We start from the raw sequence: 24,446 nt of genomic DNA, 5'->3' as shown, positions 1-24,446 counted from the left end.
ATCGACCTCCTTCCCACCCCGCGGGGAGCGTGCCGGCTGGACGAGCAGGCGTTGGGCCCGCCACCCCATCAGGCGCGGGACTCGCTGAACCAGCGCCCGGCCGCAGGCAGAAAGAGCAGGACGATGACCGCCCAAGCGAGTATGTGAGAGCCGAACACCGCATTCCACGTCACTGTGGAGAAGAGTGCCAGGTCGAGAATGGCGGCACCGACCAACAACAGGTGCGCGGCGATGATTACCCACCGTAAGTACGTTCGGCGACTCGACCATCGGCTCAACAGCCACCCGAGAAGGGCGGCGCTTCCCGCGGCGTAGATCAGGGCAGTCAGCATGCCCCACTGGAAGGTGGAGAAAAAGGCAGCCAGTGTGATCGCCAGGCCCACCAGCCCAAAAGCCACTTCCAGCGTGATGATGAACTGAGCCACTTTGAGGGTGCCCGGCATCCGGCGCGCTTTGACGATGTTCGTCACCACCCATTCTGATGCACAGCACTTTCCTCATGGCCCTGCCCCGTTCGATGGCGCGCGAGAACGGCCGGGCGTGACCACCCCGGAAAAGCCACAACCCCATCCGGCCTGCCCGGACGCCCAGCGGGCAAAGCTTGAACCCATGCCCTGCACGGTGACGAATTTCGCGGCCTGACCTTGGACACGCAGCATTCGCAATTCAGCGTGACCATGAACGTGCAGACCAGATCCCGAGCCCCCGAAGCCCGCCCGCCGCTCGACCGGCACAACGCTCGCCTTGCCGGCGGCGATCTCCGACTGGCTCCCGGAAACAGGCTTGCTTGTGCCCGCGTGAGCTTCCCATACTCGTTGTGGTGATCCGCTGGCAAGCCCGCCCGCGTACCTTCTTGGTGAGCCGTACGGCAACGCGTCAGGGCACTGACGCGGCAGTGGTGTCTTGGAAGTCGGCGGATCACCCGAACTGCAACTCGGAACTCGGTCACCGACGGGCACCCTCGGCCGTACCCCCGTGAGAAGCGTCGCGGGGAGAACGAAGAAAAGCCAGACTCCCCACTCCTCCCGATCCACCGCCCAGGTGCCGACGAGGGGAATCGAACCCCTGACCTGCTGTGGCGCGTCCGTTCTGCTCAAGTGGCGGTCGTGAAGAGTCAGCATCCGGCCGGGTAAGACAGCGTTGCTGTACAGCAGCAAATCCACCCTTGTATCGCAAGACGATCGAGGCTCCAGAAACACAACCTGAGTGGTTGTCTCCATCCTGAATCAGCCGCTGCTCATCCGCAGGTCGCCGCCGAAGCTCTCTGCGACCACAGCCCCCGAGTCGAACACGAACTCCGCTCCCACACGCTCGGTCCCGTCCACCCCGCCGCCGAACCGCTCGACAACGCGTATGAGCCGTTCGCCAATGTGCCGCACAAAGGGAACGTCATCCGGAGCGGAGATCACATCGACGCGGCTGCCAAGCTCTTCCATCACGTAGCTCTGTCCTGGTTCGCATGGCTCGATCCGAAACGACCAATCGGCGGCGACTTCGACGCCAATAGTTCCCGACTCAAAGCGCAGCCACACATCGATGACTTCAGGGGCGTCGGTTTTATGCACGAACTGGGCGACTATCACTTCGATCAGGCGCTTGTGCGCCAGACCCGCAAGATCCATGGCATCGGCTACCTTGCTCTAGTCTCAGTCCCGGGCGATCTTGGCCACCGTACTCACACACCCCGTATGATGCCCGACAATCGGTGGCAAGGACCGACGCGTCCGGTCCGCAGCAGCCGATCGCCCCAGCCGAGAGGCGGTACCGAAGTCGGCGATCGTCACGGCCATGCAATGCACGTGTCCTTGCTCGACGGCGAGGCCGCGTTCAGGCGCTGGGCTGTGGTCGCCCCGACTTCGACGACCGACCGTACAACTCCCGGTAGGCCTCGCGTAGTTCGACGGCTTCGGCGAGGCCGTGCTCCTCGACGCCCGCGATGACCTGGATGGCCCGCCAGTAGTTCGAGGGCGCGAGCAGGCCGCTCATGACCGCTTGGAGGGTGACGTGGCCGGCCTCTCCCGGATCGTCCGTGGCGAGCAGTGCCAGTGCCAGATCGAGACGGGCGGAGGCGGCTCTACGGGGACGCGGCCCGCCGTCCTCGGTGGACTCCAGCCGTGCGAGTACCTGCCGTGCGTAGCCCACCGCCGCGGGATCGCCCAGCCACGAAAGCGTCGTCGCGGTGTAGGCCTCGCTCTTGGCGGGGTCGTATCGGAAGTGGCGCTCTGGCCGGTCCGGCATGGGCAGGGGAGAGACCATCCGGTGAATCCGGTTGAGCGCGGCCCTGGTCTCGGTTCCCTGCCCCATCCGTGCCCACGCCCGGGCCTCGTCTACCTCCGCTACCGCGTGGCGCGCTAGGCCCTGCGCAGGCAAGCCGAGGACGCCCGTGGCCTCGTTGCCGTACCGCACTGCTGTACAGAGATAAAAAGGCCCCTCCCGCTTAGGTTCCAGGTCGCGCCCCGCATCGGAGGACCTGCCGTCCACAACCACCCGTGATCGTCCGGAACAGCTGTTGCACCAGCGTTAGCAAGATCGTGTCGCGAGGTCATCAGCCTTTACCCTGGGCGAGTGCCTTTCCGAGAACTCCCGAGCCCTGACTTACCCGAGCTGTCGGCATTATGGCGGTCGCGCTGGTCGGACAGTCCCCCAATCGCTCACCAGCTTCACTTCGATCGGGACCTTTGGGTGCGCTTTCACAGCCTGCCGGAATCCAAGCGGTACGCCGACACCGCCGCCGAGTACCAGATCCTGCTCGACCGCTACAACACCGTGCTCACCGAACTGTTCGCCGGCCACCCCGTCTACATCGTGACCAGGAGCTTCGTCTCCGACGAAGGCATCGAGGTATGGTCCCCCACCGATCCGCACGCCCTCAATCCCGGCTCACGCCCATGGACAAGGCTCCGCGAAGACGATGACGCCGATCCCGGCGGAACCATGCACCTACACATCAGCGAGCAGCGCTGGAAGCCACGAATCCTGGACCCCTGCTGCGGGCAGTCGCTGATGACGAGTGCGCCGGCGTCATCATCATGGACACCGACCTGCGACGCCTCTACCTCCCCTACGACGGCGGCGCCGACGTCATCCTGGCCAGCCCGCAAGAACGAGACGCCCTGAAGAACAGTCATGCCAGCTGGCTCTCTAAACACCCGCTCGGACTCTGATCCCGCCCGTTACCCGACTTCCTACTTGCAAACGGGTGAGCCTGGTCAAGCGGTAGATGCGGGCCGACGACACGTGATCGGGTCAGGCGACGTCGCTGTATTCCGCTGCTGTACACAGCGCTCTGCTTCGGAAACCTGCCCGTCGTGCCCCAAGGTCCCGCCGTCTCCTTCCATCAGCTCAGACATCCCGGCCGCGAAGCACTAGACGGTCGGCGCTGCAAGAGCTAAGTAGCCTGCTGGTGTGAATCTTGTGCAGCGTGCCGTTGGGGCGGTCGTCGGCTCTGCTGTGGGCGACGCGCTGGGTGCTCCCTTCGAGTTCGGTCCGGCGGGCGCGTTCTCCTCCCGCTTCCCGGTACCGGGTGCCGGCGGCGAGATGGTTGGAGGCGGCGGCTGGGACGCCGGCGAGGCCACCGACGATACGCAGATGGCTGTTCACGTAGCCGAGTCGCTGCTGGAACGGGGCGGTTTGGACCTGCCGGATATCTTCGCCCGCTTCCAGCGATGGGCGGCCGATCAGCCGAAGGACATCGGGCTGCAGACTGAAGACGTACTGACCCGCGGCCTGCCCTGGGATCAGGCCGCCGCCGCCCACTACCGGAGCAGCCACCGAGCCGCGGGTAACGGCGCGCTGATGCGGGCCACCCCGTCGGCGGTGTACTTCGCCCGCGCCGGACGGCAGGCCACCATGGACGCCGCTCGGCACATCGCGGCCCTCACCCACGGCGACCCGGCGGCATGGGAAGGCACCGCGATCTTTCACGACCTGATACGTGTCGCCCTGTACGGTGCGGACCCCTTGGACCAGCTCTCCCAGGCCCTTACCGCTGTCCACCCCGACCATCGTCAACGCTACGCCGCCATCCTCGACCCCAGTTGGCATCCCGACCAGGCCACCGAGTTCAACGGCGCCATCTGGCCCTGCCTCGGCTCAGCCGTATGGGCACTGCGCTCCACCCGCAGCTATGAGGACGCCATCCGCGCCGCGATCGATCTGGGCGGCGACACCGACACCGTCGCCGCGGTCACCGGCGGACTGGCCGGAGCCGTGTACGGACCGGCAGCGGTTCCAACCGACTGGACCGAACCCTTGCACGTTCCACTACCTGGAAGCGGCGGCAGAACCCTGCGTCTGCCTCACCTGATCGACCTCGCTCGGGACCTCGTGGAGCATCCGAATTCAGACTGACGCAGGGGCCTGGCTGCCAGAGGGCCACAACCTTGGGCTTCTCAGCCGGACCGATCACCCTGCTCGGCTGATCGAGGCCGTACTCAGGAACGTGTGGATGGTGGCCGCAGTGAGCCCGGGGGCGGGGACGTTGTCACCAGCCCATTGGGAGCTTCCAAGATCGATCCGGTGTGCGGGACCATGTCCTCATGTCAGTGACTGAGTTCGCCGGCGTGACCAAGGACAAGGCTCGTGGTGCCATCTCCAAGGGAGGACTGTACGAGTTCTGGAGGAACGCGATCCAGATAAACTCGAAGATCAAGAGCTTCGCTGCGATCCTGAGGATCATCACTGGCAAATGACAGATAATCCCGACCATGCTGGATATAGCGAGGCCGAGCGCTCCGCAATTCATGAACGGTGGCTTGCGGAGCGTCATCGGCGTACCGAGGATCCCCATTATCGAGAAGAGTGGTACTCCGAGCAGTGCGGTGCCTGCCGATTCTGGTTCCCGCTGGCCGGCGCGCTGGGCAACGATTACGGTGCGTGCGCGAATGCGGCGTCCCCCTTCGACGGCCGGATCCGTTTCGAGCATGACGGGTGTGACGCCTTCCAGGAGTCGGGAACTTGGTCTGTTCCGGAGGACCACGAGACGTATCGACGGTGGAGGCTGTACCTCGACGCGCTGGACAACAGGGACGAGCGTGGCTTGTTGCTGCTGCGCGACGCGCTGACCGAAGAGCCTGACCGGGAGCTGGCACTGGCCGTGATCCTGCGCGCGCTGGAGGCGGTGACCGCAGACGAGCGGCGAGAGTGGATCGATCTGGCTCCTGCCGGACAGGATCGGGAGCGAGCCGAGGCCCGCGCGAAAGATCTCGAACTCCTGACGGGCGGGCCGGCCGGTCAACCCGGCGAGTGGTCGGAGTGGTTGCAGCTCAGGCTCGCGGCGACCACCTCCGATCCGGCGACGCTCGAAACCCTCGCCCGCGCGGGGCGCACGAAACGCGTCAGGCGCCTGGCCACAGAGCGTAAGAGGGCGATGCGCGACCCCGACGCTCCGCCCGTCACCTGAGGACGAATCGCCCAGCACTTGTACGACTACCTGCTCCTCGGCATCGTCAAGAGCACCGACTCCGACTATCGACTCCTTCGTGGTGTCCTGCCTGGGCGTCAGCACGCGACGAGAGCGCTCGGCGCGGACATCTCTGGCTGATCATCCCGTCCGCTATCGCCCTCGCCCGCGAGGGGAGCGGGCCTGGTCACGAGGTCGAGGTGAAGTGCTCCACCAGACGAACGACATTGACCCCGTCGCCCAGATCCGCTTGGTTTGTCCCGGATCGCTGGCAGCCGGAGTGATCAAACTTACGCCCTAGCCGCCTATGAGCCCGACGTGACGCGCGGCAATCATCCCGGAGCCGGAGCGCCCCCCACCGAAGCATGCTTCCTTCCGCAGCTGACTCAGACAGCACGCCCGATGCGACATTGTCCTGACAAACAGGAAGCCCCTGAACCGGAAGGACCAGTTCAGGGGCTTCATCTTGCAGAGCCGACGAGGGGAATCGAACCCCTGACCTTCTGTTTACAAGACAGATGCTCTGCCGATTGAGCTACGTCGGCGCGGCCTACCAGTGTAGACGCTAGAGGCGCCTGTGACGAGCGACTTCGTACAGCGCCACTCCGGCCGCCACTCCCGCGTTGAGCGACTCCGCGGCCGCCTGTATCGGGATCCGGGTCACCACGTCGCAGTGCTCCCGGACCAGCCGCGAAAGGCCCTTGCCCTCCGAGCCCACGACCACCACCAGCGGCTCGGTGAGCAGGTCGACGTCGCCGATGTCGGTTTCGCCGGCGCCGTCGAGGCCGATGACGAACAGGCCCGCTTCGCGGTACTCCCGCAGTGCCGCCGTCAAGTTGGCCGCGCGGGCCACGCGCATGGTGGCGAGGGTGCCCGCGGAGGTCTTCCAGGCCCCGCCCGTGACCCCGGCCGAGCGGCGGGAGGGGATGAGGAGGCCGTGGGCGCCGAAGGCGGTGGCGGAGCGGGCGATGGCGCCGAGGTTGCGCGGGTCGGTGACCGAGTCGAGGGCCACGATCAGCGGGATCTCGGCGGCGTCCTGCGCGATCTCCACGAGGTCGGACGGGTGCGCATAGTCGTACGCCGGGATCTGGAGCGCGACGCCCTGGTGGACGGCGCCCTCCGTCAGGCGGTCGAGCTTGTCGCGGGAGACTTCGAGCAGGGCGATCCCGCGCTCGGCCGCGATCCTGATGGAGTCGCGTACGCGGTCGTCGTTGTCGATGCGCTGGGCAACGTAGAGGGCGCTGGACGGGACGCCCGCCTGGAGGGCCTCGAGTACGGGGTTGCGGCCGCCGATGTACTCGGGCGCGTCCTCGGAGCGCCGCTGCCGCACCGGAGCGGGACGCCGGACGCCGCCGCGTTCCTCGCGGGCGATGCGCTCGGTGCGAGCCTTTTCCTTGTACCAATGCCGCATTTCGGCAGGCGGGGTCGCGCCCTTGCCCTCAAGCGACCGGCGGCCCTGCCCTCCGGCGCCTTTGGACGGGCCCTTCTTCTTTGCGGGCCTGCCCGAAGCCCTACCGCCTGCTGCCATGCAAACAAGGGTACTCGGGCCGCCGGGCGCCTTAGCCCACGCCGGGAATGGCGCGTTCCTCCGGGGCCGGGATACGGAAGATTCCGTACAGAGCGCCCAGCGCCGCCGGGTCACCGGACGCCTCGGCGCGACGCTCCTTGACCGCCTCCGCGAACGTCGTACGCCCGGCCGCCATGTCCACCAGCACCTCGTCGTCGGTCTCGATGACGGCGTCGGGACGTTGCGCCGGACCGTGCTGGGTGTCGATCGTCCCGTCCTGGACCAGGGCGTGGAAGACCTCGTCCCCCACCCGGAACTCGTACATCGCCCGCAACCCGTGCGCCGCCTCCGCGTCGAAGCAGGCCCTCAGCCCCAGAACCGCCCATCCGCCGTGGAACGCCTCGCCCTCCCGGCGTTCGCCCATGGCCCATTTCATGCCCCAGCGCGCCAGGGCAAGCACGGCGGGGGCGAGTTCGGCGCCGGCCTCCGTGAGCATGTACGCGGGTGTGCGGGCGGGGGCCGGGAGCGTGACCTTCCGTACCAGTCCTTCGCGTTCGAGATGTTTCAGACGCGCGGCCAGCAGGCCCGTGCCGAGCCCGCGGAGGCTGTTCTGGAAGTCGGAGAAGCGCTTGGGGCCGGTCAGGAGGTCACGCACGATGAGCAGCGTCCAGCGCTCCCCTACGAGGTCGAGCGTCCGCGCTGTGGCGCAGAACTGGTTGTACGTCCGATCCACTTCATCAGCTTAATCTCGGGCTTCCCGTTTTCGAACCCTCGACTACGTCGAGGAGTAGTCGGGTGAGTGGTTCCGGATGTTCGAGCATCACGTTGTGCGGGCCGTCGATCGGGATCGTCCGGTAGCCGACCGACTCTGCGAACCGTTCGAACGGGAAGGTCTGGGGGCGGCAGAAGATGCCGGTCCCGGGGATCCGGTCGACCGCTCCGCTGAGGCGCGTCGTGTCCGTGAACGTACGCAGCGGCTGCGGGCGCAGCCTCTCCCGGAGCCAGGCCGCGTCGTCGGGGTCGGTGGTGCCGAAGCGTTCCGGCGCGGGGGCGGGGATCAGCCCGCCGTCAGCGGAGGCGCGGATGACCTGTACGAAGGCGTCGGGGGCGAGGGTGAACATGCCGGCGCCGTTCGGGCCTACCCAGCCGTCCACGAGCACGACATGGTGTACGCGTTCCGGCCGGAGATCGGCCGCCTGGCGTACCACCAGGCCCGCGTAGCTGTGTCCGACGAGCACGGTGCGGTCGTCGGGCGCGGTGTCCAGAGCGGCGAGCACCTGTTCGACGTGGTCATGCAGGCCGGTGCCGGGGGTGTGGGTCAGGTCCGGGGTGATGGTGCGGGCGCCGGATCGTTCCAGGAGAGGTACGACGCGGTCCCAGGCCCATGGCCCGTGCCAGGCGCCCGACACCAGGACGAACGTGGTCATATCTCCCCCATCCTGGGCAGTACCTGCGCGGCGAACTCCTCCATGGCCGCCCGATGATCGTCAACGGCCAGCCTGATCACCACATGTCGGGCGCCTTCCTCGATGTAACCGTTGAGCCAGTTCGCGGCCTCTTCCGGAGTGCCGGCGAACATGGCCTGGATGCTCTCGACGAACTCGAGCGGCGCGTTGTAGTAGCGCTCGATGCTGGTACGGAGGCGGTGACGGGCGCGTTCGGGGTCGTCGTCCAGGCAGATGGTGGCGTACAGGGCCGGGGTGAAGGGGCGGGGCGCCGAGGCTCTGGGCGATCCGTGCTCGCATGTGCCGTTCATGGGCGGCCCTTCGGGGTTGCCGGCCGGCGACGAGGCCTCGGCGGTACCGGCCGGAGACCAGGCTTCGGGGGTTCTGGCCGTTGACGAGACCTCGGAGGCACGGGCTGACGACCACGCCTCGGCGGTACTGGCTGTTGATGAGGTTTCGGAGGTACTGGCTGTTGATGAGGCCTGGGACATGTTTGCTGACATCAGCACGTTCAGGTCCTCCGCGTAGGCCTTCTGCGTCGGCGGGTACGGCAGCCAGCCGTCGGCCAAGCGGGCCGCCCGCCGCAGCGCCCGCTCACCGCTGCCCGGCAGCCATATCGGCGGGCCACCGGCCTGTACGGGTTTGGGGTAGAGCGTCACATCATGGAACGCGAAATGCTCGCCCTGGTGAGAGACCGTTTCGCCGGTCCACAGGCGCCGCATGATGTCGACCGACTCCTCCATGCGGCTGATCCGGCGCTTGAAGCCGACTCCGAGCGCCTCGAACTGGGCCTCGGTGTTCGGGTGGGCGAACCCCCCGCCCATGCCGACGATCAGCCGTCCGTCCGCGATGCCGTCGAGGGTCGCCAGTTGGTGGGCGAGGAGGAGCGGGTGGCGGAGGGCGGGGAGCAGTACGGCGGTGCCGAGCGTGATGCGGTTCGTGGTGGCGGCGACTGCGGCGAGCATCATCAGCGCGTCGGCCCTGGGCCGCGTCACCGGACTGTCCCCCGCCCACACTGAGTCGAACCCCAACTGCTCGGCCAGCCTTGCCTGCTCAATGAGCGCGGACAGGTCCTGGTTGCCGAGCACTGTCCAGTCGCGTGTCGGGAGTAAGTAGCCGATTTTCGGTCTCATGGCATCGCCTTCGGGTGGTGGGTGGGGTCGGGGCGTCGTTCAGATGGTGGTGGTTGGGAGGTCTTGTGAGTGGTCGAGGTGATTGAAATGTGCAGGGGAGGAGGGCGGTGGGGTCCCAGCTGGCACACATGGGATAGCGGCAGAGCAGGGTTGCTGGGACCTGGCTCGGGAGATGTCAGCGGCTTGGCCGCAGCACCCCAGAGGTCCCTCCCCGCATGCCGCCGACGGACCGTGCTGGCCGCCTTGGCTCGTCTACACGGTGTGGTTCAGGACGTCACCTCGCTTCGGGTAGGTCGGTCGGAGTACCGCAATATTAACCATGTACTTCCTGTTTTTGAAGCTGTAAGTTCAATTCGGGAAGTGGAGAGCTGGGTGGTCCTGACGGGCTGTTTCATGCGGTGCAGGCACACGCGGCCAGAGGCCAGACGCACCGCACGCCGTGACAGCGTCGGCGCTTCTGGACGCGATCCGCGGGCATCTCCTGGTCGCCGGCGCGGTTTGAGGTCCTCACGTTGAAGTTCTTGCGGAGATATCGGTTTCCAAGGGGAGACACGACCTCGCAGAGGTGACTCCTCCGCTCCCTGAAAGGAGCGGCTTCTCGCTAAGCCGCTTGCGCAGCCTCACGAAGGGCAAGCCCTGCCCTCAAGATGTTGGTCGCCGCGTTCACGTCGGCGTGCGCCTCGTGCCCGCACCGGCGACGCGATCGGTACACCTCACCCGGCCGAGGCCGCGGGCCGCCGGCCGCCGACCGGCTCGGGGGCGCCGCTCCGCCAGCTGATCCAGCCGCGGCACAGCACGTACGCCACCGCGGTCGTCACCACGAGGGACAGGTCGATGAACGCGGTCTGCACCGCGTCGGGCTTGTCCCACATGACGAAGCAGTAGACGGTGATCGCGCCCTTGTGGAAGAGCAGCAGTTCCCACAGGCCCCACTGCCGGCGCGGCGCGACGGCGAGTATCGCCCAGATTCCCGCGAAGACGACATAGGCCAGCGTCCGCCAGGCCTCGGTGATGACGCGGTCGTCGGCGACGCTGTTCATGATGAGGATCCCGTTCACGAGCGCGACGAGCGTCGCGACCGCGTCGACGGCCATCAGGGTGCGCCCGATGCGATCCGCCACAGCGGACGGACGGCCGGCGACGGGGGAAGACGTCGGCTTGGTGGTCATGAGGACTCCTTCGGTGAGAGAGGGGGCTTGCTCACTGCTGCGGGGCGGTACCCGGCATCGGGCCCCAGCCGTCCTGCTCGACCTGGACGGTGAATTTGACGACGCTGAGAAGCACGGATTTTCTCCTTGGATGACGAGTGGTCTCGGTGCTCGGTCATGGGCCGCGACACAAGCCGGTGGCGGCCGGGACACGACGCTAAAGGACGTAGGCCCGGATTTGGCAGTGCCAGATTTACCTGACACTGTCAGGCAGCCAGTACGGTGTCCGCATGACGGACGCCCCCACCCCGCCTGACGCCGGCCCGACACCGCTCCGCCTGCGCCGGCGGGCCGCCGCCACCCGCGAGATCCTCGACGCGGCCCAGGAACAGATCGCGCTGCACGGCCCCGCCGGCCTGTCCCTGCGATCGATCGCCCGCAGCCTCGGGATGACGGTGCAGGCGCTCTACCACTACTTCCCCAGCCGCGACGAGCTGATCACGGCGCTGATCGCCGAGGCGTACCACGACCTCGCCGACGCCGTGCAGTCGGCGCTCGAGAGCGCGCCGCGGCAGGACGACCCACCAAGGTTCATCGCCGGCGCGGAAGCCTTCCGGCGCTGGGGCATCGACAACCCCGCCCGGTTCCAGCTCATCTACGGGACACCACTGCTGCACTACGAGGCACCCGCCGACGGCCGTACGACCGCCGGCCCCCGCAGACTGGCGGCCCTCCTGTTCGAAACGCTGTTCGGCACGTTCACCCGCGAGCAACTGGCCCGCGTCGACGTACCGCCACTGAGCCCCGCACTACGCGAACACCTCGCACAACTCCCGCCCGAAGCGGTCGGCGGGCTCCCGCCGCAGGCCGCCGCCCTGTTCGTCAGCGCCTGGGGACACCTGCACGGCCTCGTGGTCCTGGAGGTGTTCGGGCACACCGCCTTCATCGGCCCGCTCCAGGCGGAGATCTTCCGCGGCGCCATGCACACCCTGCTCGCCGACGCACACCGCCGCGTACCCGCCCGGCCGGCCTCCGATCCGAACGCGCCGGTTTCCCACGCGTCGTCGCGAAGACATCACGGAGCTGTCTGATCAGCGTGCCGCTCCATCGGCTGGTTGCGACCTGGCCGTCGCACGGGACCGGAGTGCGCCGACGCACCGGTCAGGTCATGGCGCGACGGCGATCACCACACAACCTGGCGATCTTCGAACCACCACCTACCGTAGGGAACAGCACGACCTGTTCACGGGCCGGTAAGAAACGTGCATGAGCCCCAACGGTCGTTGCTGCCAGAGCAACAACCACCTGGACCTACACTTCCCGGTCCGTCGGTGATGCCAAGACCCTCAGATGCCGCAGGGCCCACCCGCCCGCGGGCGCCCTCCGGGGGCGTGATCCTGCTGGTCCAGCTTCGTGCGGTCGGGGAGATGCCGGTGGAGGGAACGAGGCACGGCATCTTCCGGCCGGCGCGCGGGAGCGTGACAATGTTGAGGAGGCATGGCGCGGGGAGCCCGTGTGCGGCAGCTCGGCAGCTCTTCGTTCTGTGCGGCAGCGCAGCGTCAGGAAGCCGGCGTGCTACGAGGGCTGACCCGCCATGGGTGGGCGGCCCGCCGGTAGGGCGCCGGGCGCGAACTGCGGTGCCGGCCACACGATCCTTTCCTGACGACGAAGGTGCTGCCTGATGCCTGGGCCCGGCCATGACAACCCCCATGACGGCGATCTCCACGGCGGCCAGGTGACGGCCCTCGATCTGGTGGAGCTGACCGAGATCCTGCTGGCCACCAGCGACGTCGAACGCGCGCTGGGCGAACTGTCGGCCATTGCCGCAGCGTCACCCCGGACGCGCCGATGGCCGGGATGACGCTGCGGCACGCCGGCCAGGTGCTGACGGTGGGCTCCTCCGACGCACACGCCCTCATGGTCGACGAAGTCCAGTACGACCTCGGCGAGCAGGGCGGCCCTCGGCACCTTCGCCCTGCTCCAGAACCCCGAGCAGCTGAACGCCCTGCGCGCCGACCCCGGCCTCGCCGAAGGAGCCGTGGAGGAGCTGCTGTGCTGCCTGAGCGTCGCCAAGGAGTTCCAGCGGTCTCGGTGGAGGACGTCGAGCTGGGCGGCCACACCATCGAGGCCGGTACGACCGTCCTGCTCTCCCTCAACATCGCCAACCGCGACCCCGAGCGCTTCACCGACCTCCACGTCCTCGACCTGCGCCGGCAGGAACGCGGGCACCTGGCCTTCAGCCACGGCAGCCACCAGTGCCTCGGCCAGCAGCTGGCCCGCGTCGAGCTGCGGGTCACGTTCCCCGCGCTGCTCGGCCGCTTCCCCACGCTGCGCCTGGCCGTACCGGCCAACGAGGTCGTCCTGCGCCCGGAGGCCCCGGACATCTACGGCGTGAAGAGCCTGCCGGTCACCTGGACGCGTGACCGTACATCGTTCATGGAGTCTGTGCCGTCACTGCTGGGGGTCAGCGGCCACCTGCTGACCGTCGCCGCCCGCTGACCCCAGCAGGGCCCGCAACTCGTCGGCGATCAGCAGGTCGGGATCGATCTTCATGCCGGCGAAGTGGCCCGCGAGCTCCAGTGACAGCACCCCGTGCAGCCGCGTCCAGAACGACAGCGCCCGATGCAGCGTCGTGGCCGGCGCCGGATGCCCGAAGACCCAGTCGCGGTGCATCTCCAGATGGGTGTCGAACGGCGTCGCCGGCCCGCTCGCCGGCGCTGCCCCGCACACCTCCAGCAGCACCGTCATCACCTCGAACGAGATCTGCACGGTGTCGTCGGGCGCGTGGTAGCCGGGGACGGGCGTGCCGTAGATGAGAAAGTACCGCTGGGGGTCGCTGCGCGCCCACTCCCGGATCGCGCGGGCCAGTCCGATCAGGTCGGCGCCGGAGTCGGCCGCCGCCCGTACCTCGTCGGCGAGGCTGCGGTAGGCGTCACGGATGAGCGCGGTGATCAGCTCGTCGCGGCTCGCGAAGTACCGGTACAAGGCGGGGCCGCTCATGCCCACCTGCTTGGCGATCGCGTTGAGCGAGAGGGCGGCGACGCCCGCCGTGGCGATCTGCTCCCACGCGTGCCGCTTGATCTCCGCGCGCACCTGAGCCCGGTAGCGCTCCCGCGGGCTCTGCCCACCCCGGTCCGTCATCGGCCGCTCCTCCTTCGTCGCTAGTTAGAGCTTCTCACGTTTCCTATTGACGCTCACTTCGCCTGCGTTATAGCTTCTAACTAATACAACTAGTACTCACTTTTGGGAGAACATCATGCCGAAGGTCCGCCTCCTCGCCATCCCTCTGGCCGCCGCACTCCTCGCCGCCGGTGCCGGCACCGCCGACGCCGGCACCCTCGACCGGACGAGCTCGGTGACCTGCCGCGGCAAGGGCATCGACCCCCGCGCCAAGCTGCACCACCGCACCCAGATCCTCATCAAGGCCCCGCTGCGCACCGTCTGGAACCTGCATACCGACGTCGAACGCTGGCCGTCCTGGCAGGAGCCCGTCACCAGCGCCAAGCGGCTCGACCGGGGCTCGCTGCGGACGGGCTCGAAGTTCCGCTGGACCACGCCGGCGCCCGCCACACCCGCGACCCCCGCCACCACCCTGGTCATCACCTCCACCGTCAAGGACCTCAAGCGGGGCGCCTGCATCCGCTGGAGCGGCCCGGCCGTCGGCGAGGGGTTGCGCATCGACAAGGGCGTGCACGTCTGGAACTTCACCGAGGTCAAGGGCGGCGTCCTGGTGCGTACCGAGGAGAGCTGGACCGGCGGCCAGATCGAGGCCGACCCGGAGACCTCCATCAAGTACCTCGCCCCCGGCCTCGACCTCTGGCTGACCGCCCTCAAGTCCGCCGCCGAAGCTCGTTCCGGCCGGAAGTGATCATGAAGCCCACCGCCCGCCCTTCCCTGCCCGCCCTCATCGCCGCCTGGACCGCACCGGTCCTCGTCCTCGGCGGCTTCGCCCTGCTCTCGGGCATCCCCATCGCCATGGTGCTGATCGCCACCCTGCGTGATGCCCGCTTACGCGCCCTGCGCTGGTGGAGCGGGGCGCTCGTCGCGGCCTACGCCGTTCCGGTGGCGTTCTGGCAGCTGGGGCCGAGCGACGCGCCGAGCCTGACCAAGTACATGAACCCCGCCGTCACCACGATCCTCGTCGCGACCGGCGTGGCCGTCGCCCTCGCGTTCCACGTCCAGCGCAGACGCACCGCGGCGCGGGCCACAGCCGGCTGACGCCGCCCGCACCCGAGGCGGAAACTGTCCGAATCCGGACGGTGACGGCGGGGCGGGCGGGCGGATGCTGAAGGCGCCGTGCAGACCCGTGCGGGTTCTGCGCGGCGGGAGGACGGGGTCATGGCGAAGCGGCCCGACAAGAAGCGTTTCCAGCGACCGCCAGAAGGGCCCCCACTCGGGTCCATGCGACCAGCCCCAAAGTAACTCTGTAATTCTGTGCTTCAGTCCGCTTCCCTCGGCGACGACTGATCCCGGGGCCAGCGCCAGCACAGAACGGGGACAGTTCGGTCATCATCGCGACGACATCCACAAGGGAGCGCACCGTGCGACCTGCTTATGACCTGACCGACCCCACGAGGCCCGTGTGTTCCCGTGCCTTCCTGCCGGCCTGCGGCGTGAGATCAACGACGGCCTCCGGGTCGTGGAGAGCTGGAACAGCGCCCACCACGACCTGTTCTACGGCAAGGACGGCGCCCTGACCGGCTCCGACAAGGAGTCCCAGGAGGTCTCGATGCTGGCACTGCACCTGTTCCAGTCGGCGCTGGTGCATGTCTTCACCCTGCTCCTCCAGGACATCCTGAGTGAGAAGAAGTGGCAGAAGCGGCTCACCGATGCCGACCGGCGGGCCCTGTCTCCGCTGTTCTGGACCCATGTGAACCCCAACGGCCGGTTCGAGCTGGATATGAACTCCCCCCTCGATCTCGCCGGCGCAGCGGCCACGCTGCCTGGCCCCCGCACCGCGCCCGACACGCAGGCTCCCGAACCGGCGGCGGAGGCTTCCACCCGCAGCGCCCTCACGCTCGATTGCGGGGGATGAGAAGGTCACGCCGGGCTTTCTTTACTGGGGGATGTCGATCAGGACGCGGCCGCGGCCGCCGGCGTCGATGCGGTCGTGGGCCTTGGCGATGTCGGCGAGCGGGAAGCGGGCGCCGACATCGACGGTGAGGGCGCCGACGGCGGCCGCGGCGGTGAGGTCGCGGGCGGCCTGGCGTTTGGCCTCGGTGGGGAAGTCGTCGCTGCCGAGCAGGCGCAGGGTGATGTTGTTGAACAGCAGGGTCCAGAACGGGATCTCGGTGCGGTCGTGGCGGGTGGCGTACGCGGCGATGACCGCGCCGTTCGCGGCGACGGCGTCGTCCAGGTCGGCGTTGTCGGACAGGGCGACCTCGATGATCCTGTCGACGCCGCCGGGTGCGTGGGCGCGGATCGCGGCGGCGGGATCGCCTGAGTCGAGGGCGACGGCGTGGGAGACGACCTCGGGATCGATCCTGTCCAGCTCGGTGCCGCGTCGGACGGTGCCGATGACCGTGGCCCCGCCCCAGCGGGCGAGCTGGGCGGCCAGTGAGCCGACCCCGCCGAGGACGCCGTTGACCAGCACCAGTTTGCCGTCGACGGGGCCGTCGGCGAAGACGGTGCGGTGCGCGGTGATGCCGGGGATGCCCAGGCTCGCGCCGAGATCGTCGGACAGGTGGTCGGGCAGTGGGACGGCGAGGTCGCCGGGGACGACGGTGTACTGGGCGGCGGTGCCGAAGGGGCGGTAGGACTGGGCGCCGTACACCCACACGCGCGTCCCGACGCGGCGCGCGTCGACGCCGTCGCCAACGGCGTCGATGATGCCGGCGGCGTCGCTGTGCGGGATCACCCGCGGATAGGGCATGGCCGAGCCGGTCCAGCCGCGACGCTTCTTCGTATCGCCGGGGTTGACGCCGGAGACGGTGACGCGGACACGGACCTCACCGCGGCCGGGGGTGGGGTCGGGCAACTCACCGAGCTGGAGCACTTCGGCGGCCGGGCCCTGCTGGTCGTACCAGGACGCAAGCATGTTCAGTCCTTCCGATCATGGGTGTGGTTTTGAGGGTGGGGCTATTCGTCCGCCGCTCGGAGGCCGTCGCCGTCCAGGACCTCGTGGAGCCAGGCGCGCTCGGCGCGGCTGGTGGCGCGGGCGGTGAGCAGCATGCCGCGCCGGTAAGGGTCGGTGACCTGCTCGGCGCGTAACGGCGTGTCGCCGTCGTAGAAGAAGCTGGCGGGAGCCTCCAGGAAGTCCAGGCGGCGGCGCAGCACGGCGTGCTGCTCGGCGCTGTCGGGCAGCAGCGAGAGGAACGCCAGGATCGTGAACCAGCGGGAGAAGTCGGTGATTTCATGCTCGGCCGGGTCCCGCAGCCGCCGCAGCATGTCCTCGCGTCCTTTCGCGGTCAGGTTCAGCATGTACCGGCCGCCGCCCGCCTCGGGTGCGGGGCGCCGTTCGATCAGCCCGGCCTTCGTCAGCCGGTTGATCGCCGGGTAGAGGGTGCCGTCGCTGACCGGACGGCTGTAGCCGGTCAGGTGCGTGATGCGGCGGCGCAGCTCGTGACCGGGCAGGGGGCCTTCGGCGAGGAAGCCGAGTATTGCGAGTTCGAGCATGACTCTAGGATCCTACATCGAAACGATGTGCACATCGTTTCGATGTTTGGGCGAATTCGGAGGCGCCCCTCCGTACCGCCTGCAAGGCCGCCCCGGGTGGGCCGCCCGCCCGGCCGCACAAGGAAGAAGATCATGACTGCCGCTACCACCCACCAGTCCCACATGACCTCCACCGACGGAACAGAGATCGCCGTCACGGTCACCGGCCAGGGCCGCCCCCTGGTCGTCTCCGCAGGCGCCCTCAACGCCGCCCAGGACTGGCAGATCCTTGCCGACCTGCTGGCCCCGCACTTCACCACCTACGCGATCGACCGCCGCGGCCGGGGCGCCAGCGGCGACAACAGCGAGCACACCATCCAGCGGGAGGCCGACGACATCGCCGCCGTCCTCGAGCTCGCCGGCCCTGACGCGATCCTGCTCGGCCACTCCTACGGCGGACTGGTCACCCTCGCCCACGCCCTGCACCAGCCCCCCGGCGGCGCTCATCCTCTACGAGCCCCCGATCCCGCTGGGCGGCCCCGTCGGCGGCGACGCTCTCGCCCCCTTCGAGGAGGCCGTCCAGGCAGGCGACCTCGACCAGGCCCTCACCCTCGGGCTGCGGAACTTCCTGAAGTTCCCCGACGAGGCCATCGAGGAGTTCCGCCAGACCCCGTTCTGGGCCATCCGCGCGTCCATGACCCCGACGTGGGCTCGCGAGATGCGCGCGATGGACAGCTTCGGCGATGACCTCACCCGCTTCGCCACCCTCAACATCCCGACCCTCCTTGTGATCGGCGAACGTAGCCCCCGCTGGCTGACCGACGTCTCCGGCCGCCTGCACCAGGCCTTGCCCGACGCCCGCCTCCTCGAGATCCCCGGCGAAGCCCACGACGCCTTCCTCACCGGCCCCCACGCCCTCGCCGACGCCATCACCGCCTTCGCCGCCGACTTGACTGACTGACCGGCCGAAGTCGACAGTCCTGGGGTGTGGGGACTATTTCCTCAGAGAACAACGCTAAGGACTTTCCGCACGTCAGAACGGGTGCGCTGAGCACGGCAGCCCAGGAGCGTGGTTGGTGGAGGTCCTCGGTGATGGTCCAGCGATGGCCTCGCCCGATGCGTTGGACTTCTTGGCGTAGAGATCGGGCGCGTTCGCGGGCGTCGGGTCCGGCGATGCCGAGTAGTGATCCGGTGGTCGGTGGCCTCGTAGTGGGTGCGGTGGTCTTCTCCGGCGGCGAGGCGGAGTGCGATGGTGAGCCGGGTGCGTTTGCGGGGGTTCTACGGGGTTGAGGCCTTCGACGACGATGTAGGAGAAGTGCGGCGCGAGTTGCTGGTCGGCCTGGGCTCGCGCGGTCTCGCGGGACAGTCGATCGGCGTCGATGGTCTGACGGAGCCGGTCGCGTTCGGCAATGGGGATGGGGCGGCGTCCGAGCCAGTCGGGCCAGCCGTCAGGCCGGGTGGGCGACAGGGGCGACACGGGGTCGGCGTTCTGTCCGGCTGGCGTGCTGCTGCCCTCGGCCACGTGGCTCCTTGTCTCGGGTGGGATGCGCCTGTTGATCAGCTACATATCGCATTTGCTGGCGGTCTGGGCAGCTCAGCCGCTGGTCCTGGGAGCGCGTACGGCGGCGGGCTCGGGCTCCCACGTCGAGGTGACGCGCCACTCTGGTTCGACCCCGGTACCCGGGCTTGCGCAGGTCGCCGGAGTACCGGGCGAGCTCCTGCGCGGACGCCTCGGCGTCGTCGGCGCCGTCCGAGGTGCGATCGGCCGAGCCGTAGCCGACGGTGAGCAGTTCCCGGCCGGTGTGTGCCGCGGCGAGTTCCTGCTGCGCCCCACCGGCAAGCAGGCCGCCGCGCTCGCGCAGTGCCTGGAGAACCACCGGGAGCTGTACAACGCCGCTCTCGAACACCGCCGTACGGCCTACCGCAAAGCCGGGGTGACGGTGCGCTACGGCGAGCAGTCGGCCGATCTGAAGCACATCCGCGCCGACGACCCCGGCGGTCAGGGCCGGTGGTCGTTCTCCTCCCAGCAGGCCACCCTGCGCAGGCTGGACAAGGCGTACCGGGCGTTCTTCGACCGCGTCAAAGCAGGCCGCACGCCAGGATTCCCGCGTTTCAAGGGCCGGGGCCGGTTCGACACCGTCGAGTGGCCCAAGGACGGCGACGGCTGCCGGTGGGACTCCCAACCCGAGCACCCGACGGCGACCTACGTGCGGTTGCAGGGCGTCGGGCAGGTGCGGGTCCACCAGCACCGCCGGGTGCTGGGCATCGTCAAGACGATCAGCGTCAAGCGGGAAGGCGCCCGCTGGTTCGTCGTGCTGTCGTGCGATGAGGTGCCTGCACACCCCCTTCCCGCCACGGGCGCGGTCGCGGGTATTGACATGGGTGTCGCCTGGCTGGCCACGACCAGCGACGGCGACCACCTCGACAACCAGCGCCACCTCGCCACCTCCGCGAGCCGTCTGGCAGCAGCCCAGCGGGACCTCGCCGGTAAGAGGCGAGGATCCCAGCGGCGCGGGAAGGCCGCCGTCGCACGGGTGGCGGTGCTGCATGCCAAGGTGCGGCGGCAACGCCTCGACTCGGCGCACAAGGCCGCGCTTGCGCTGGTTCGCGGCTACGACGTGATCGTGCATGAAGCGCTGAACGTGGCGGGCATGACCCGGCGTGCCGCGCCGAAACCGGACGGCGAAGGCGGCTACCTGCCTAACGGCCAATCGGCTAAATCCGGGCTGAACAAGAGCATTCTCGACGCGGGCTGGTCGGCGTTCCTGACGATCCTGTCGCACAAGGCTGAAAGCGCCGGTCGACAGCTGATCGCGGTGAACCCGGCCAACACCTCCCGTACGTGCTCGCGCTGCGGGCACTGCGCGAAGGACAACCGCGTCAGCCAGGCCGTCTTCCGATGTACGGGGTGCGGGTTTTGCGCGCACGCCGACGTGAATGCGTCGATCAACATCTTGAGGGCAGGGCTTGCCCTTCGTGAGGCTGCGCAAGCGGCTTAGCGAGAAGCCGCTCCCTTCAAGGAGCGGAGGAGTCACGAGGCGCTTGATATTGCATTGCGATTGCGCTGGGACGCTCGGCGGCTGGCCCGGAGCGCGCAACTGCGGGCTGTCTCCAGCCTGGCCGGGGTGAGGATGAAGGACGGTGGACGGCGTCGCCGGTTGACCGACATGTAGATTTTGCTGCTCAACCCGCCTCTCGAGTGGCCCAGCGCGGCCACCTTCAGTCGGATCCCGCGCCGCAGTCGTGATCACCGGTGCTCGCCCCGGTCCCTGCCTTCAGCTCCGCCCTCATCTTCGCCTCAGGCCCCGACTCCGCCAGCCCCATCTTCGCCTCAGGCCCCGCCTTCATCCGCAGCCGGTTTTTAACTCGGCGCTGCTTCGGTCTTGGCAGCTCGGACGTCCGACCGGAGTCCTGACCGAGCTCACGACCGCCCCGACCCTGTGCGGCTCCAACCCTGGCAGCTCGGATGTCCGGCCCGCCAAAACGACTGGGCGGGTGGCGGGGTGCTTGGCCAAGATCTCGACATGGGCCATTGCTTTCGCGGCAGTGGCGGGCCCCGTGCATACCGCACAGGGCCGCCACCGCAGCCGAAACGCCCGGTTAGCGGGTGAGCTCCCAGCGGGCCCCGTGCGGGGTGTCCTCCACCGTGATCCCCGCCGCCGTCAACTGCTCCCTGATCGCGTCCGCCGCCGCGTAGTCCTTGCGCTCCCTGGCCGCCTTGCGCTGTTCGAGCGCGACTGCCACCAGCGCGTCCACCACCGGCGAGAGGTCCGAGCCGGCCCCACGCCACTGCGGTGAGCGGGGGTCGAGGCCGAGGACGTCGAGCATGTTCTGCGTCTCGGCGAGCAGCCGGGCCACGGCCTCCTTGTCGCCGCGCGACAGCGCCACGTTGCCCTCGCGCACCACCTCGTGCACGACCGCCAGCGCCTGCGGCGTGCCGAGGTCGTCGTCGAGGGCGTCCACGAACGCCTGCGGCAGCGGCGCGTCCGCGTCGACGTCGTGGATGACCTCGGCGGCGCGCGTGACGAAGCCCTCGATGCGCTGGTACGCGGCGGCCGCCTCCAGCAGGGCCTCCTCGGAGTAGTCGATCGAGGAGCGGTAATGCGGTGCCGCCAGGTAGTAGCGCAGCTCCACCGGGCGGACCTTCTGCACCATCTCGGGGATCAGCAGCGAGTTTCCGAGCGACTTGCTCATCTTCTCGGCACCGATCTTGAGCATGCCGTTGTGCATCCAGTAGCGCGCGAACCCGTCGCCCGCCGCCTGGGACTGGGCGATCTCGTTCTCGTGGTGCGGGAAGGTCAGGTCGATCCCGCCGCCGTGGATGTCGAAGGTCGGGCCGAGGTACTTGGTCGCCATGGCCGAGCACTCCAGGTGCCAGCCGGGGCGGCCGGGGCCCCAGGGGGTCGGCCAGGTCGGCTCGCCCGGCTTCTCCCCCTTCCACAGGGCGAAGTCGCGGGGGTCACGCTTGCAGGACTCGTCGTCGGTGTCGGCCGCGGCCCGCATGTTGTCCAGCTTCTGGTTGGACAGCGCGCCGTAGCGGTCGGCGTAGGACTGCACGTCGAAGTAGACGTCGCCACCCGAGGCGTAGGCGTGGCCGCGGGCGATCAGCCGCTCCATCAGCGTGATCATCTCGGGCACGTGGCCCGTGGCGCGCGGCTCGACGGTCGGCGGGAGGCAGCCGAGCGTGTCGTACGCCCAGGTGAAGGCCCGCTGGTTGCGCTCGGCCACGACGAACCAGGGCACGCCCTCCTCGGCCGCCACCCTGATGATCTTGTCGTCGATGTCGGTGACGTTGCGGCAGAACGTCACGTCATAGCCGGATCGTGCCAGCCAGCGCCGGAGCACGTCGAAGTTCACGCCCGAGCGGATGTGCCCGATGTGCGGAGGAGCCTGCACGGTCGCCCCACACAGGTAAATCGACGCCCGGCCGGCTTCGACCGGAACGAATTCACGGATGGCGCGCGTGCTGGTGTCGTAGATGTGCAGGCTCACGAAGGCAAGGCTAACGCCTCAGAGGGCTAGTCACGCCGATAAATCCCGCCGTCACGTCGATAAATCAGCCTCGCAACGTCACCCTGTCCGGCGAGATCCGTACGATTACTCGCTCGACGCCCGGTTTGTCCTCCCATGGGAGCCCTCGGTACTTGTGCGAGAGCTCCTGAATGAGCGCGCCTTCCGGGTCGGGCGTAATGGTCACGCGCCCGCGTACCTCCACATACCTGTACGGATTGTCCGGATCGATGACCAGCAGGCTCGCCCGCGGGTCGCGTTCGAAATTCCGTGGCTTCCTGCGCCCCCGCACGGTCGAGAACAGCACGTCGTCGCCGTCCGTGCGCACCCACACGACCGTCGACTGCGGCCCGCCGTCGGGGTTGAGGCTGGTCACAGTCGCATAATTCGGGGCATCCAAGAGGTTGCGCGCATCTTCCGACAGCTCGGCCATGTATCTCCCTTGATCGGTCCTGCCCCTCATTCTTCTGTAGGCTCGAACCGCCATGGACGTGACTCCCCCCTCTATGCTGCGCCGCCTGGGCATCGCCCTAGCCGGGCTCGCGGTCGCCGCCCTCACCGGGGCCGCGTGCGCGCTCTCCTTCGACGACCTGCGCGCGCTGGCCATCACCGGCGAGGCGCGCCAGGATCTCGCCTTCCTCTATCCGGCGGCCCTGGACGCGCTCCTGGTGATCGCGCTGATCGACGTGCTGCTGCTGCGCTCCGCCCGGCTGCTGGTACGCGTGCAGGCGGCGTTCGTGCTGGTCGTGCTCATCGTCGCGGCAGCGGCGGCCGACGTGGCGACGGCGGTGCGGTTCGCGTTCGACGTGCGGGCGACGGCCGTGGGCGTGGCCCTGGCGCCCTGGGTCATGCTGGCCGTGGCCCTGTGGCTCTGGCTGCTGCTGATCAAGCACGTGCAGGCGCATCGTTCGGAGAGCGAGGAGAGCGCGGCCGAGCAGGACATCGTCCCCTTCCAGCCGGGCCCGGAGCGCCAGCCGGTTCCGGAGCGGCCGCCCGTCGAGATCTACTCGGAACGGCTCTCCGAGGAGACGCCGCGGCCCGCGCCGGTCCCGGAGGCTCCCGAGCCGGTCCAGGAGGTCGTCGAGGCCCCTGCCCCGTTGGCGGCGCAGGTGGCGGAGTGGCCGGTGCAGAACGAAGAAGCGCCGGAGCGCCCCACCCGCCCCGTCCGCTGGGGCGACCGGGTCAAGCCGACGGACGTCCTGGTCCACCCGCGCGTCGACGAGAAGGACGTGGACACCCAGCCGCACCCCGTGATCGAGGACGACGTACCGGATCCCGGGCACGGTCCCGAGCTGGCCGACGACCTGGAGCGGCCGCGGGAGGACGAGTTAGAGGACACCGCCCCCCACCCCGTGATCCAGGACGACGACGCCCCGGCCCCGGCCGAACGCCTCCGCAGCACCCCGCGTCACCCCGAAGACTGAGCCGGAAGGCGTGAGAGGCCCGCCCGGGCACGATCCCGGGCGGGCCGATCTATTTCGTCTTAGACGCTGGAGCCGCGTCGGAGCCCGGCGACCAGGCCGACGCCGACGATGGCCAGCACCACCTGCATCACCAGCTCGATCCAGTCGATGCCGGGGGTCGTCTCGACGCCGAGCACCTGAGCGATCAGGGTGCCTAGCAGGGCGGCCACGATGCCGACGACGATGGTGAGGATCCAGCCGATGGCCTGCCTGCCGGGGAGCAGGAGGCGACCGATTGCGCCAATCACGGCGCCGATCACGATGGCGCCAAGGATGGACTCGATAGTCATGGTTCGAAACCTCCCCGTAAGAGTGAGCGGTTCACTCTCACAGAGATGCTCGCTACCCGATCTACCGCTTTTATGCGTGGATTTTATGTCCGAGCAGGTCAGGTGGGTGTTCCGCGCGTACGCCCCGTGCGTCCCGGCCCGAAGCGCGTCACGAGGAGCACGCCGATGACCGCCAGCACGAGCTGGAGTATGTGCTCGATCCAGTCGATCCCTCGCGTGTCGGCCACGCCGGCGGCCTGCGCGATCAGCGTTCCGATCAGGGCTGCCACGATGCCGACGATGAGGGTCAGCCCGATGGACATGTTCTGCCTGCCAGGAACGACCAGCCTGGCCAGGGCGCCGACGATGGCACCGATGACTATCGCGGAAACTATCGCGCCGATCATGTGCTGCTCCCCCCCGAAACGTTCACATGTCGTGGGGACACATACCCTCAGAGCAGGCAAAACAACCAA

At 68.6% G+C, this 24,446-nt stretch carries 27 protein-coding genes, 1 tRNA gene and 2 pseudogenes; 14 read left to right on the top strand and 16 right to left on the bottom strand.

The annotated features are described in order from the left end of the window. Positions 1–68 precede the first annotated feature (68 nt). The 3 genes from HD596_RS18140 to HD596_RS18130 form a co-directional block, all read right to left on the bottom strand. On the bottom strand, positions 69–470 hold the full coding sequence (locus HD596_RS18140) for a hypothetical protein (protein WP_185070455.1): 402 nt from the start codon (positions 468–470) through the stop codon (positions 69–71). A gap of 756 nt (positions 471–1,226) precedes the next feature. Beyond that, positions 1,227–1,622 carry a hypothetical protein gene (locus tag HD596_RS18135; protein WP_221519385.1) on the bottom strand — a complete coding sequence of 132 codons (396 nt, stop codon included), beginning with the start codon at positions 1,620–1,622 and terminating at the stop codon, positions 1,227–1,229. Positions 1,623–1,827: 205 nt separating this feature from the next. Then, on the bottom strand, positions 1,828–2,304 hold the full coding sequence (locus HD596_RS18130; protein WP_185070454.1) for a hypothetical protein: 477 nt from the start codon (positions 2,302–2,304) through the stop codon (positions 1,828–1,830). Positions 2,305–2,565: 261 nt separating this feature from the next. Between HD596_RS18130 and HD596_RS18125 the strand changes: the two are divergent. The 4 genes and pseudogenes from HD596_RS18125 to HD596_RS18110 all read left to right on the top strand — a co-directional run bounded on the left by HD596_RS18125 (position 2,566) and on the right by HD596_RS18110 (position 5,401). Beyond that, a pseudogene (locus tag HD596_RS18125) lies at positions 2,566–3,164 on the top strand (DUF3885 domain-containing protein). A 241-nt stretch (positions 3,165–3,405) separates the two neighbouring features. Next, entirely contained in the window at positions 3,406–4,350 is a 945-nt protein-coding gene (locus HD596_RS18120; RefSeq protein ID WP_185070453.1) for an ADP-ribosylglycohydrolase family protein, read from the top strand. Positions 4,351–4,538: 188 nt separating this feature from the next. After that, positions 4,539–4,691, top strand: a complete 153-nt coding sequence (locus tag HD596_RS18115) for a hypothetical protein (RefSeq protein ID WP_185079463.1) — start codon at positions 4,539–4,541, stop codon at positions 4,689–4,691. Further along, positions 4,688–5,401 carry a DUF3027 domain-containing protein gene (locus HD596_RS18110; protein WP_185070452.1) on the top strand — a complete coding sequence of 238 codons (714 nt, stop codon included), beginning with the start codon at positions 4,688–4,690 and terminating at the stop codon, positions 5,399–5,401. The genes HD596_RS18115 and HD596_RS18110 overlap by 4 nt, the downstream gene beginning before the upstream one ends. 472 nt (positions 5,402–5,873) lie before the next feature. On the opposite strand, the gene HD596_RS18105 is transcribed toward HD596_RS18110, so the two are convergent. The 6 genes from HD596_RS18105 to HD596_RS18080 form a co-directional block, all read right to left on the bottom strand. After that, positions 5,874–5,946 (bottom strand) — tRNA-Thr (locus HD596_RS18105). 20 nt (positions 5,947–5,966) lie between these two features. Further along, positions 5,967–6,929 carry a 23S rRNA (guanosine(2251)-2'-O)-methyltransferase RlmB gene (gene rlmB, locus HD596_RS18100; RefSeq protein WP_185070451.1) on the bottom strand — a complete coding sequence of 321 codons (963 nt, stop codon included), beginning with the start codon at positions 6,927–6,929 and terminating at the stop codon, positions 5,967–5,969. Positions 6,930–6,960: 31 nt separating this feature from the next. Next, positions 6,961–7,641: a winged helix-turn-helix transcriptional regulator gene (locus HD596_RS64800; RefSeq protein WP_185070450.1), complete on the bottom strand. Its 681-nt coding sequence runs from the start codon at positions 7,639–7,641 to the stop codon at positions 6,961–6,963. A 4-nt stretch (positions 7,642–7,645) separates the two neighbouring features. Next, positions 7,646–8,335, bottom strand: a complete 690-nt coding sequence (locus HD596_RS18090; RefSeq protein WP_185070449.1) for an alpha/beta fold hydrolase — start codon at positions 8,333–8,335, stop codon at positions 7,646–7,648. Further along, positions 8,332–9,486: an LLM class flavin-dependent oxidoreductase gene (locus HD596_RS18085; RefSeq protein ID WP_185070448.1), complete on the bottom strand. Its 1,155-nt coding sequence runs from the start codon at positions 9,484–9,486 to the stop codon at positions 8,332–8,334. Before HD596_RS18085 ends, HD596_RS18090 begins: the two co-directional genes overlap by 4 nt. 713 nt (positions 9,487–10,199) lie before the next feature. Continuing rightward, positions 10,200–10,655, bottom strand: a complete 456-nt coding sequence (locus HD596_RS18080) for a hypothetical protein (RefSeq protein ID WP_221519383.1) — start codon at positions 10,653–10,655, stop codon at positions 10,200–10,202. A 269-nt stretch (positions 10,656–10,924) separates the two neighbouring features. Between HD596_RS18080 and HD596_RS18075 the strand changes: the two genes are divergently transcribed. The 3 genes and pseudogenes from HD596_RS18075 to HD596_RS18065 all read left to right on the top strand — a co-directional run. Further along, entirely contained in the window at positions 10,925–11,725 is an 801-nt protein-coding gene (locus HD596_RS18075) for a TetR/AcrR family transcriptional regulator (RefSeq protein ID WP_185070447.1), read from the top strand. A 590-nt stretch (positions 11,726–12,315) separates the two neighbouring features. Continuing rightward, positions 12,316–12,495, top strand: a complete 180-nt coding sequence (locus HD596_RS18070; protein ID WP_185070446.1) for a hypothetical protein — start codon at positions 12,316–12,318, stop codon at positions 12,493–12,495. Positions 12,496–12,573: 78 nt separating this feature from the next. After that, positions 12,574–13,049: pseudogene (locus HD596_RS18065) on the top strand (cytochrome P450); the annotation flags it as partial. Between the two features lie 36 nt (positions 13,050–13,085). Here the strand turns inward: HD596_RS18065 and HD596_RS18060 are convergent. Next, positions 13,086–13,775, bottom strand: coding sequence for a TetR/AcrR family transcriptional regulator (locus HD596_RS18060; RefSeq protein WP_185070445.1), 690 nt, complete (start codon positions 13,773–13,775; stop codon positions 13,086–13,088). A 115-nt stretch (positions 13,776–13,890) separates the two neighbouring features. Between HD596_RS18060 and HD596_RS18055 the strand changes: the two genes are divergently transcribed. The 3 genes from HD596_RS18055 (at position 13,891) to HD596_RS18045 (ending at position 15,669) form a co-directional block, all read left to right on the top strand. After that, entirely contained in the window at positions 13,891–14,502 is a 612-nt protein-coding gene (locus tag HD596_RS18055) for an SRPBCC family protein (protein WP_185070444.1), read from the top strand. Between the two features lie 2 nt (positions 14,503–14,504). Further along, on the top strand, positions 14,505–14,852 hold the full coding sequence (locus HD596_RS18050; protein WP_185070443.1) for a hypothetical protein: 348 nt from the start codon (positions 14,505–14,507) through the stop codon (positions 14,850–14,852). Between the two features lie 364 nt (positions 14,853–15,216). Then, on the top strand, positions 15,217–15,669 hold the full coding sequence (locus HD596_RS18045; RefSeq protein WP_313044446.1) for a Tn3 family transposase: 453 nt from the start codon (positions 15,217–15,219) through the stop codon (positions 15,667–15,669). Positions 15,670–15,690: 21 nt separating this feature from the next. Here HD596_RS18045 and HD596_RS18040 read toward each other — a convergent pair whose 3' ends face one another. Then, entirely contained in the window at positions 15,691–16,671 is a 981-nt protein-coding gene (locus HD596_RS18040; RefSeq protein WP_185070441.1) for an NADPH:quinone reductase, read from the bottom strand. A gap of 41 nt (positions 16,672–16,712) precedes the next feature. After that, complete coding sequence (locus tag HD596_RS18035) at positions 16,713–17,249, bottom strand: PadR family transcriptional regulator (RefSeq protein WP_185070440.1); 537 nt, start codon at positions 17,247–17,249, stop codon at positions 16,713–16,715. Between the two features lie 42 nt (positions 17,250–17,291). Between HD596_RS18035 and HD596_RS65675 the strand changes: the two genes are divergently transcribed. The 3 genes from HD596_RS65675 (at position 17,292) to HD596_RS18020 (ending at position 20,227) form a co-directional block, all read left to right on the top strand. Beyond that, the gene (locus HD596_RS65675; protein ID WP_376776147.1) at positions 17,292–17,975 is read left to right on the top strand and encodes an alpha/beta fold hydrolase; all 684 of its coding nucleotides are present in this window, start codon (positions 17,292–17,294) and stop codon (positions 17,973–17,975) included. Beyond that, positions 17,956–18,189, top strand: a complete 234-nt coding sequence (locus HD596_RS65670; protein WP_185070438.1) for an alpha/beta fold hydrolase — start codon at positions 17,956–17,958, stop codon at positions 18,187–18,189. The genes HD596_RS65675 and HD596_RS65670 overlap by 20 nt, the downstream gene beginning before the upstream one ends. A gap of 592 nt (positions 18,190–18,781) precedes the next feature. Further along, positions 18,782–20,227 (top strand): RNA-guided endonuclease InsQ/TnpB family protein, encoded by a 1,446-nt coding sequence (locus HD596_RS18020; RefSeq protein WP_246554536.1) that lies wholly within the window; start codon positions 18,782–18,784, stop codon positions 20,225–20,227. A 601-nt stretch (positions 20,228–20,828) separates the two neighbouring features. Here HD596_RS18020 and cysS read toward each other — a convergent pair. Continuing rightward, the gene (gene cysS / locus HD596_RS18015) at positions 20,829–22,220 is read right to left on the bottom strand and encodes a cysteine--tRNA ligase (protein WP_185070437.1); all 1,392 of its coding nucleotides are present in this window, start codon (positions 22,218–22,220) and stop codon (positions 20,829–20,831) included. 64 nt (positions 22,221–22,284) lie between these two features. After that, a complete protein-coding gene (locus HD596_RS18010) occupies positions 22,285–22,671 on the bottom strand; it encodes a PPOX class F420-dependent oxidoreductase (protein ID WP_185070436.1) in 387 nt (128 codons plus the stop codon). A gap of 58 nt (positions 22,672–22,729) precedes the next feature. Between HD596_RS18010 and HD596_RS18005 the strand changes: the two genes are divergently transcribed. Further along, on the top strand, positions 22,730–23,662 hold the full coding sequence (locus tag HD596_RS18005; RefSeq protein WP_185070435.1) for a DUF2637 domain-containing protein: 933 nt from the start codon (positions 22,730–22,732) through the stop codon (positions 23,660–23,662). Positions 23,663–23,721: 59 nt separating this feature from the next. On the opposite strand, the gene HD596_RS18000 is transcribed toward HD596_RS18005, so the two are convergent. Beyond that, positions 23,722–23,991, bottom strand: coding sequence for a GlsB/YeaQ/YmgE family stress response membrane protein (locus HD596_RS18000; RefSeq protein ID WP_185070434.1), 270 nt, complete (start codon positions 23,989–23,991; stop codon positions 23,722–23,724). 98 nt (positions 23,992–24,089) lie between these two features. Continuing rightward, entirely contained in the window at positions 24,090–24,377 is a 288-nt protein-coding gene (locus tag HD596_RS17995; RefSeq protein WP_185070433.1) for a GlsB/YeaQ/YmgE family stress response membrane protein, read from the bottom strand. Positions 24,378–24,446: the final 69 nt, after the last annotated feature.

It is taken from the genome of Nonomuraea jabiensis, from assembly GCF_014204795.1.
Taxonomy (GTDB): domain Bacteria; phylum Actinomycetota; class Actinomycetes; order Streptosporangiales; family Streptosporangiaceae; genus Nonomuraea; species Nonomuraea jabiensis.
This window is presented reverse-complemented; position numbering and strand designations above follow the sequence as displayed.

Bases quoted from the DNA above. Each gene is read 5' to 3' on its own strand.
- HD596_RS18135 (WP_221519385.1), bottom strand. From the start codon at position 1,622: ATGGATCTTGCGGGTCTGGCGCACAAGCGCCTGATCGAAGTGATAGTC.
- HD596_RS18130 (WP_185070454.1), bottom strand. From the start codon at position 2,304: ATGGGGCAGGGAACCGAGACCAGGGCCGCGCTCAACCGGATTCACCGG.
- HD596_RS18115 (WP_185079463.1), top strand. From the start codon at position 4,539: ATGTCAGTGACTGAGTTCGCCGGCGTGACCAAGGACAAGGCTCGTGGT.
- HD596_RS18110 (WP_185070452.1), top strand. From the start codon at position 4,688: ATGACAGATAATCCCGACCATGCTGGATATAGCGAGGCCGAGCGCTCC.
- rlmB (WP_185070451.1), bottom strand. From the start codon at position 6,929: ATGGCAGCAGGCGGTAGGGCTTCGGGCAGGCCCGCAAAGAAGAAGGGC.
- HD596_RS18090 (WP_185070449.1), bottom strand. From the start codon at position 8,335: ATGACCACGTTCGTCCTGGTGTCGGGCGCCTGGCACGGGCCATGGGCC.
- HD596_RS18085 (WP_185070448.1), bottom strand. From the start codon at position 9,486: ATGAGACCGAAAATCGGCTACTTACTCCCGACACGCGACTGGACAGTG.
- HD596_RS18080 (WP_221519383.1), bottom strand. From the start codon at position 10,655: ATGACCACCAAGCCGACGTCTTCCCCCGTCGCCGGCCGTCCGTCCGCT.
- HD596_RS18075 (WP_185070447.1), top strand. From the start codon at position 10,925: ATGACGGACGCCCCCACCCCGCCTGACGCCGGCCCGACACCGCTCCGC.
- HD596_RS18070 (WP_185070446.1), top strand. From the start codon at position 12,316: ATGCCTGGGCCCGGCCATGACAACCCCCATGACGGCGATCTCCACGGC.
- HD596_RS18060 (WP_185070445.1), bottom strand. From the start codon at position 13,775: ATGACGGACCGGGGTGGGCAGAGCCCGCGGGAGCGCTACCGGGCTCAG.
- HD596_RS18055 (WP_185070444.1), top strand. From the start codon at position 13,891: ATGCCGAAGGTCCGCCTCCTCGCCATCCCTCTGGCCGCCGCACTCCTC.
- HD596_RS18050 (WP_185070443.1), top strand. From the start codon at position 14,505: ATGAAGCCCACCGCCCGCCCTTCCCTGCCCGCCCTCATCGCCGCCTGG.
- HD596_RS18040 (WP_185070441.1), bottom strand. From the start codon at position 16,671: ATGCTTGCGTCCTGGTACGACCAGCAGGGCCCGGCCGCCGAAGTGCTC.
- HD596_RS18035 (WP_185070440.1), bottom strand. From the start codon at position 17,249: ATGCTCGAACTCGCAATACTCGGCTTCCTCGCCGAAGGCCCCCTGCCC.
- HD596_RS65675 (WP_376776147.1), top strand. From the start codon at position 17,292: ATGTTTGGGCGAATTCGGAGGCGCCCCTCCGTACCGCCTGCAAGGCCG.
- HD596_RS65670 (WP_185070438.1), top strand. From the start codon at position 17,956: ATGGACAGCTTCGGCGATGACCTCACCCGCTTCGCCACCCTCAACATC.
- HD596_RS18010 (WP_185070436.1), bottom strand. From the start codon at position 22,671: ATGGCCGAGCTGTCGGAAGATGCGCGCAACCTCTTGGATGCCCCGAAT.
- HD596_RS18000 (WP_185070434.1), bottom strand. From the start codon at position 23,991: ATGACTATCGAGTCCATCCTTGGCGCCATCGTGATCGGCGCCGTGATT.
- HD596_RS17995 (WP_185070433.1), bottom strand. From the start codon at position 24,377: ATGATCGGCGCGATAGTTTCCGCGATAGTCATCGGTGCCATCGTCGGC.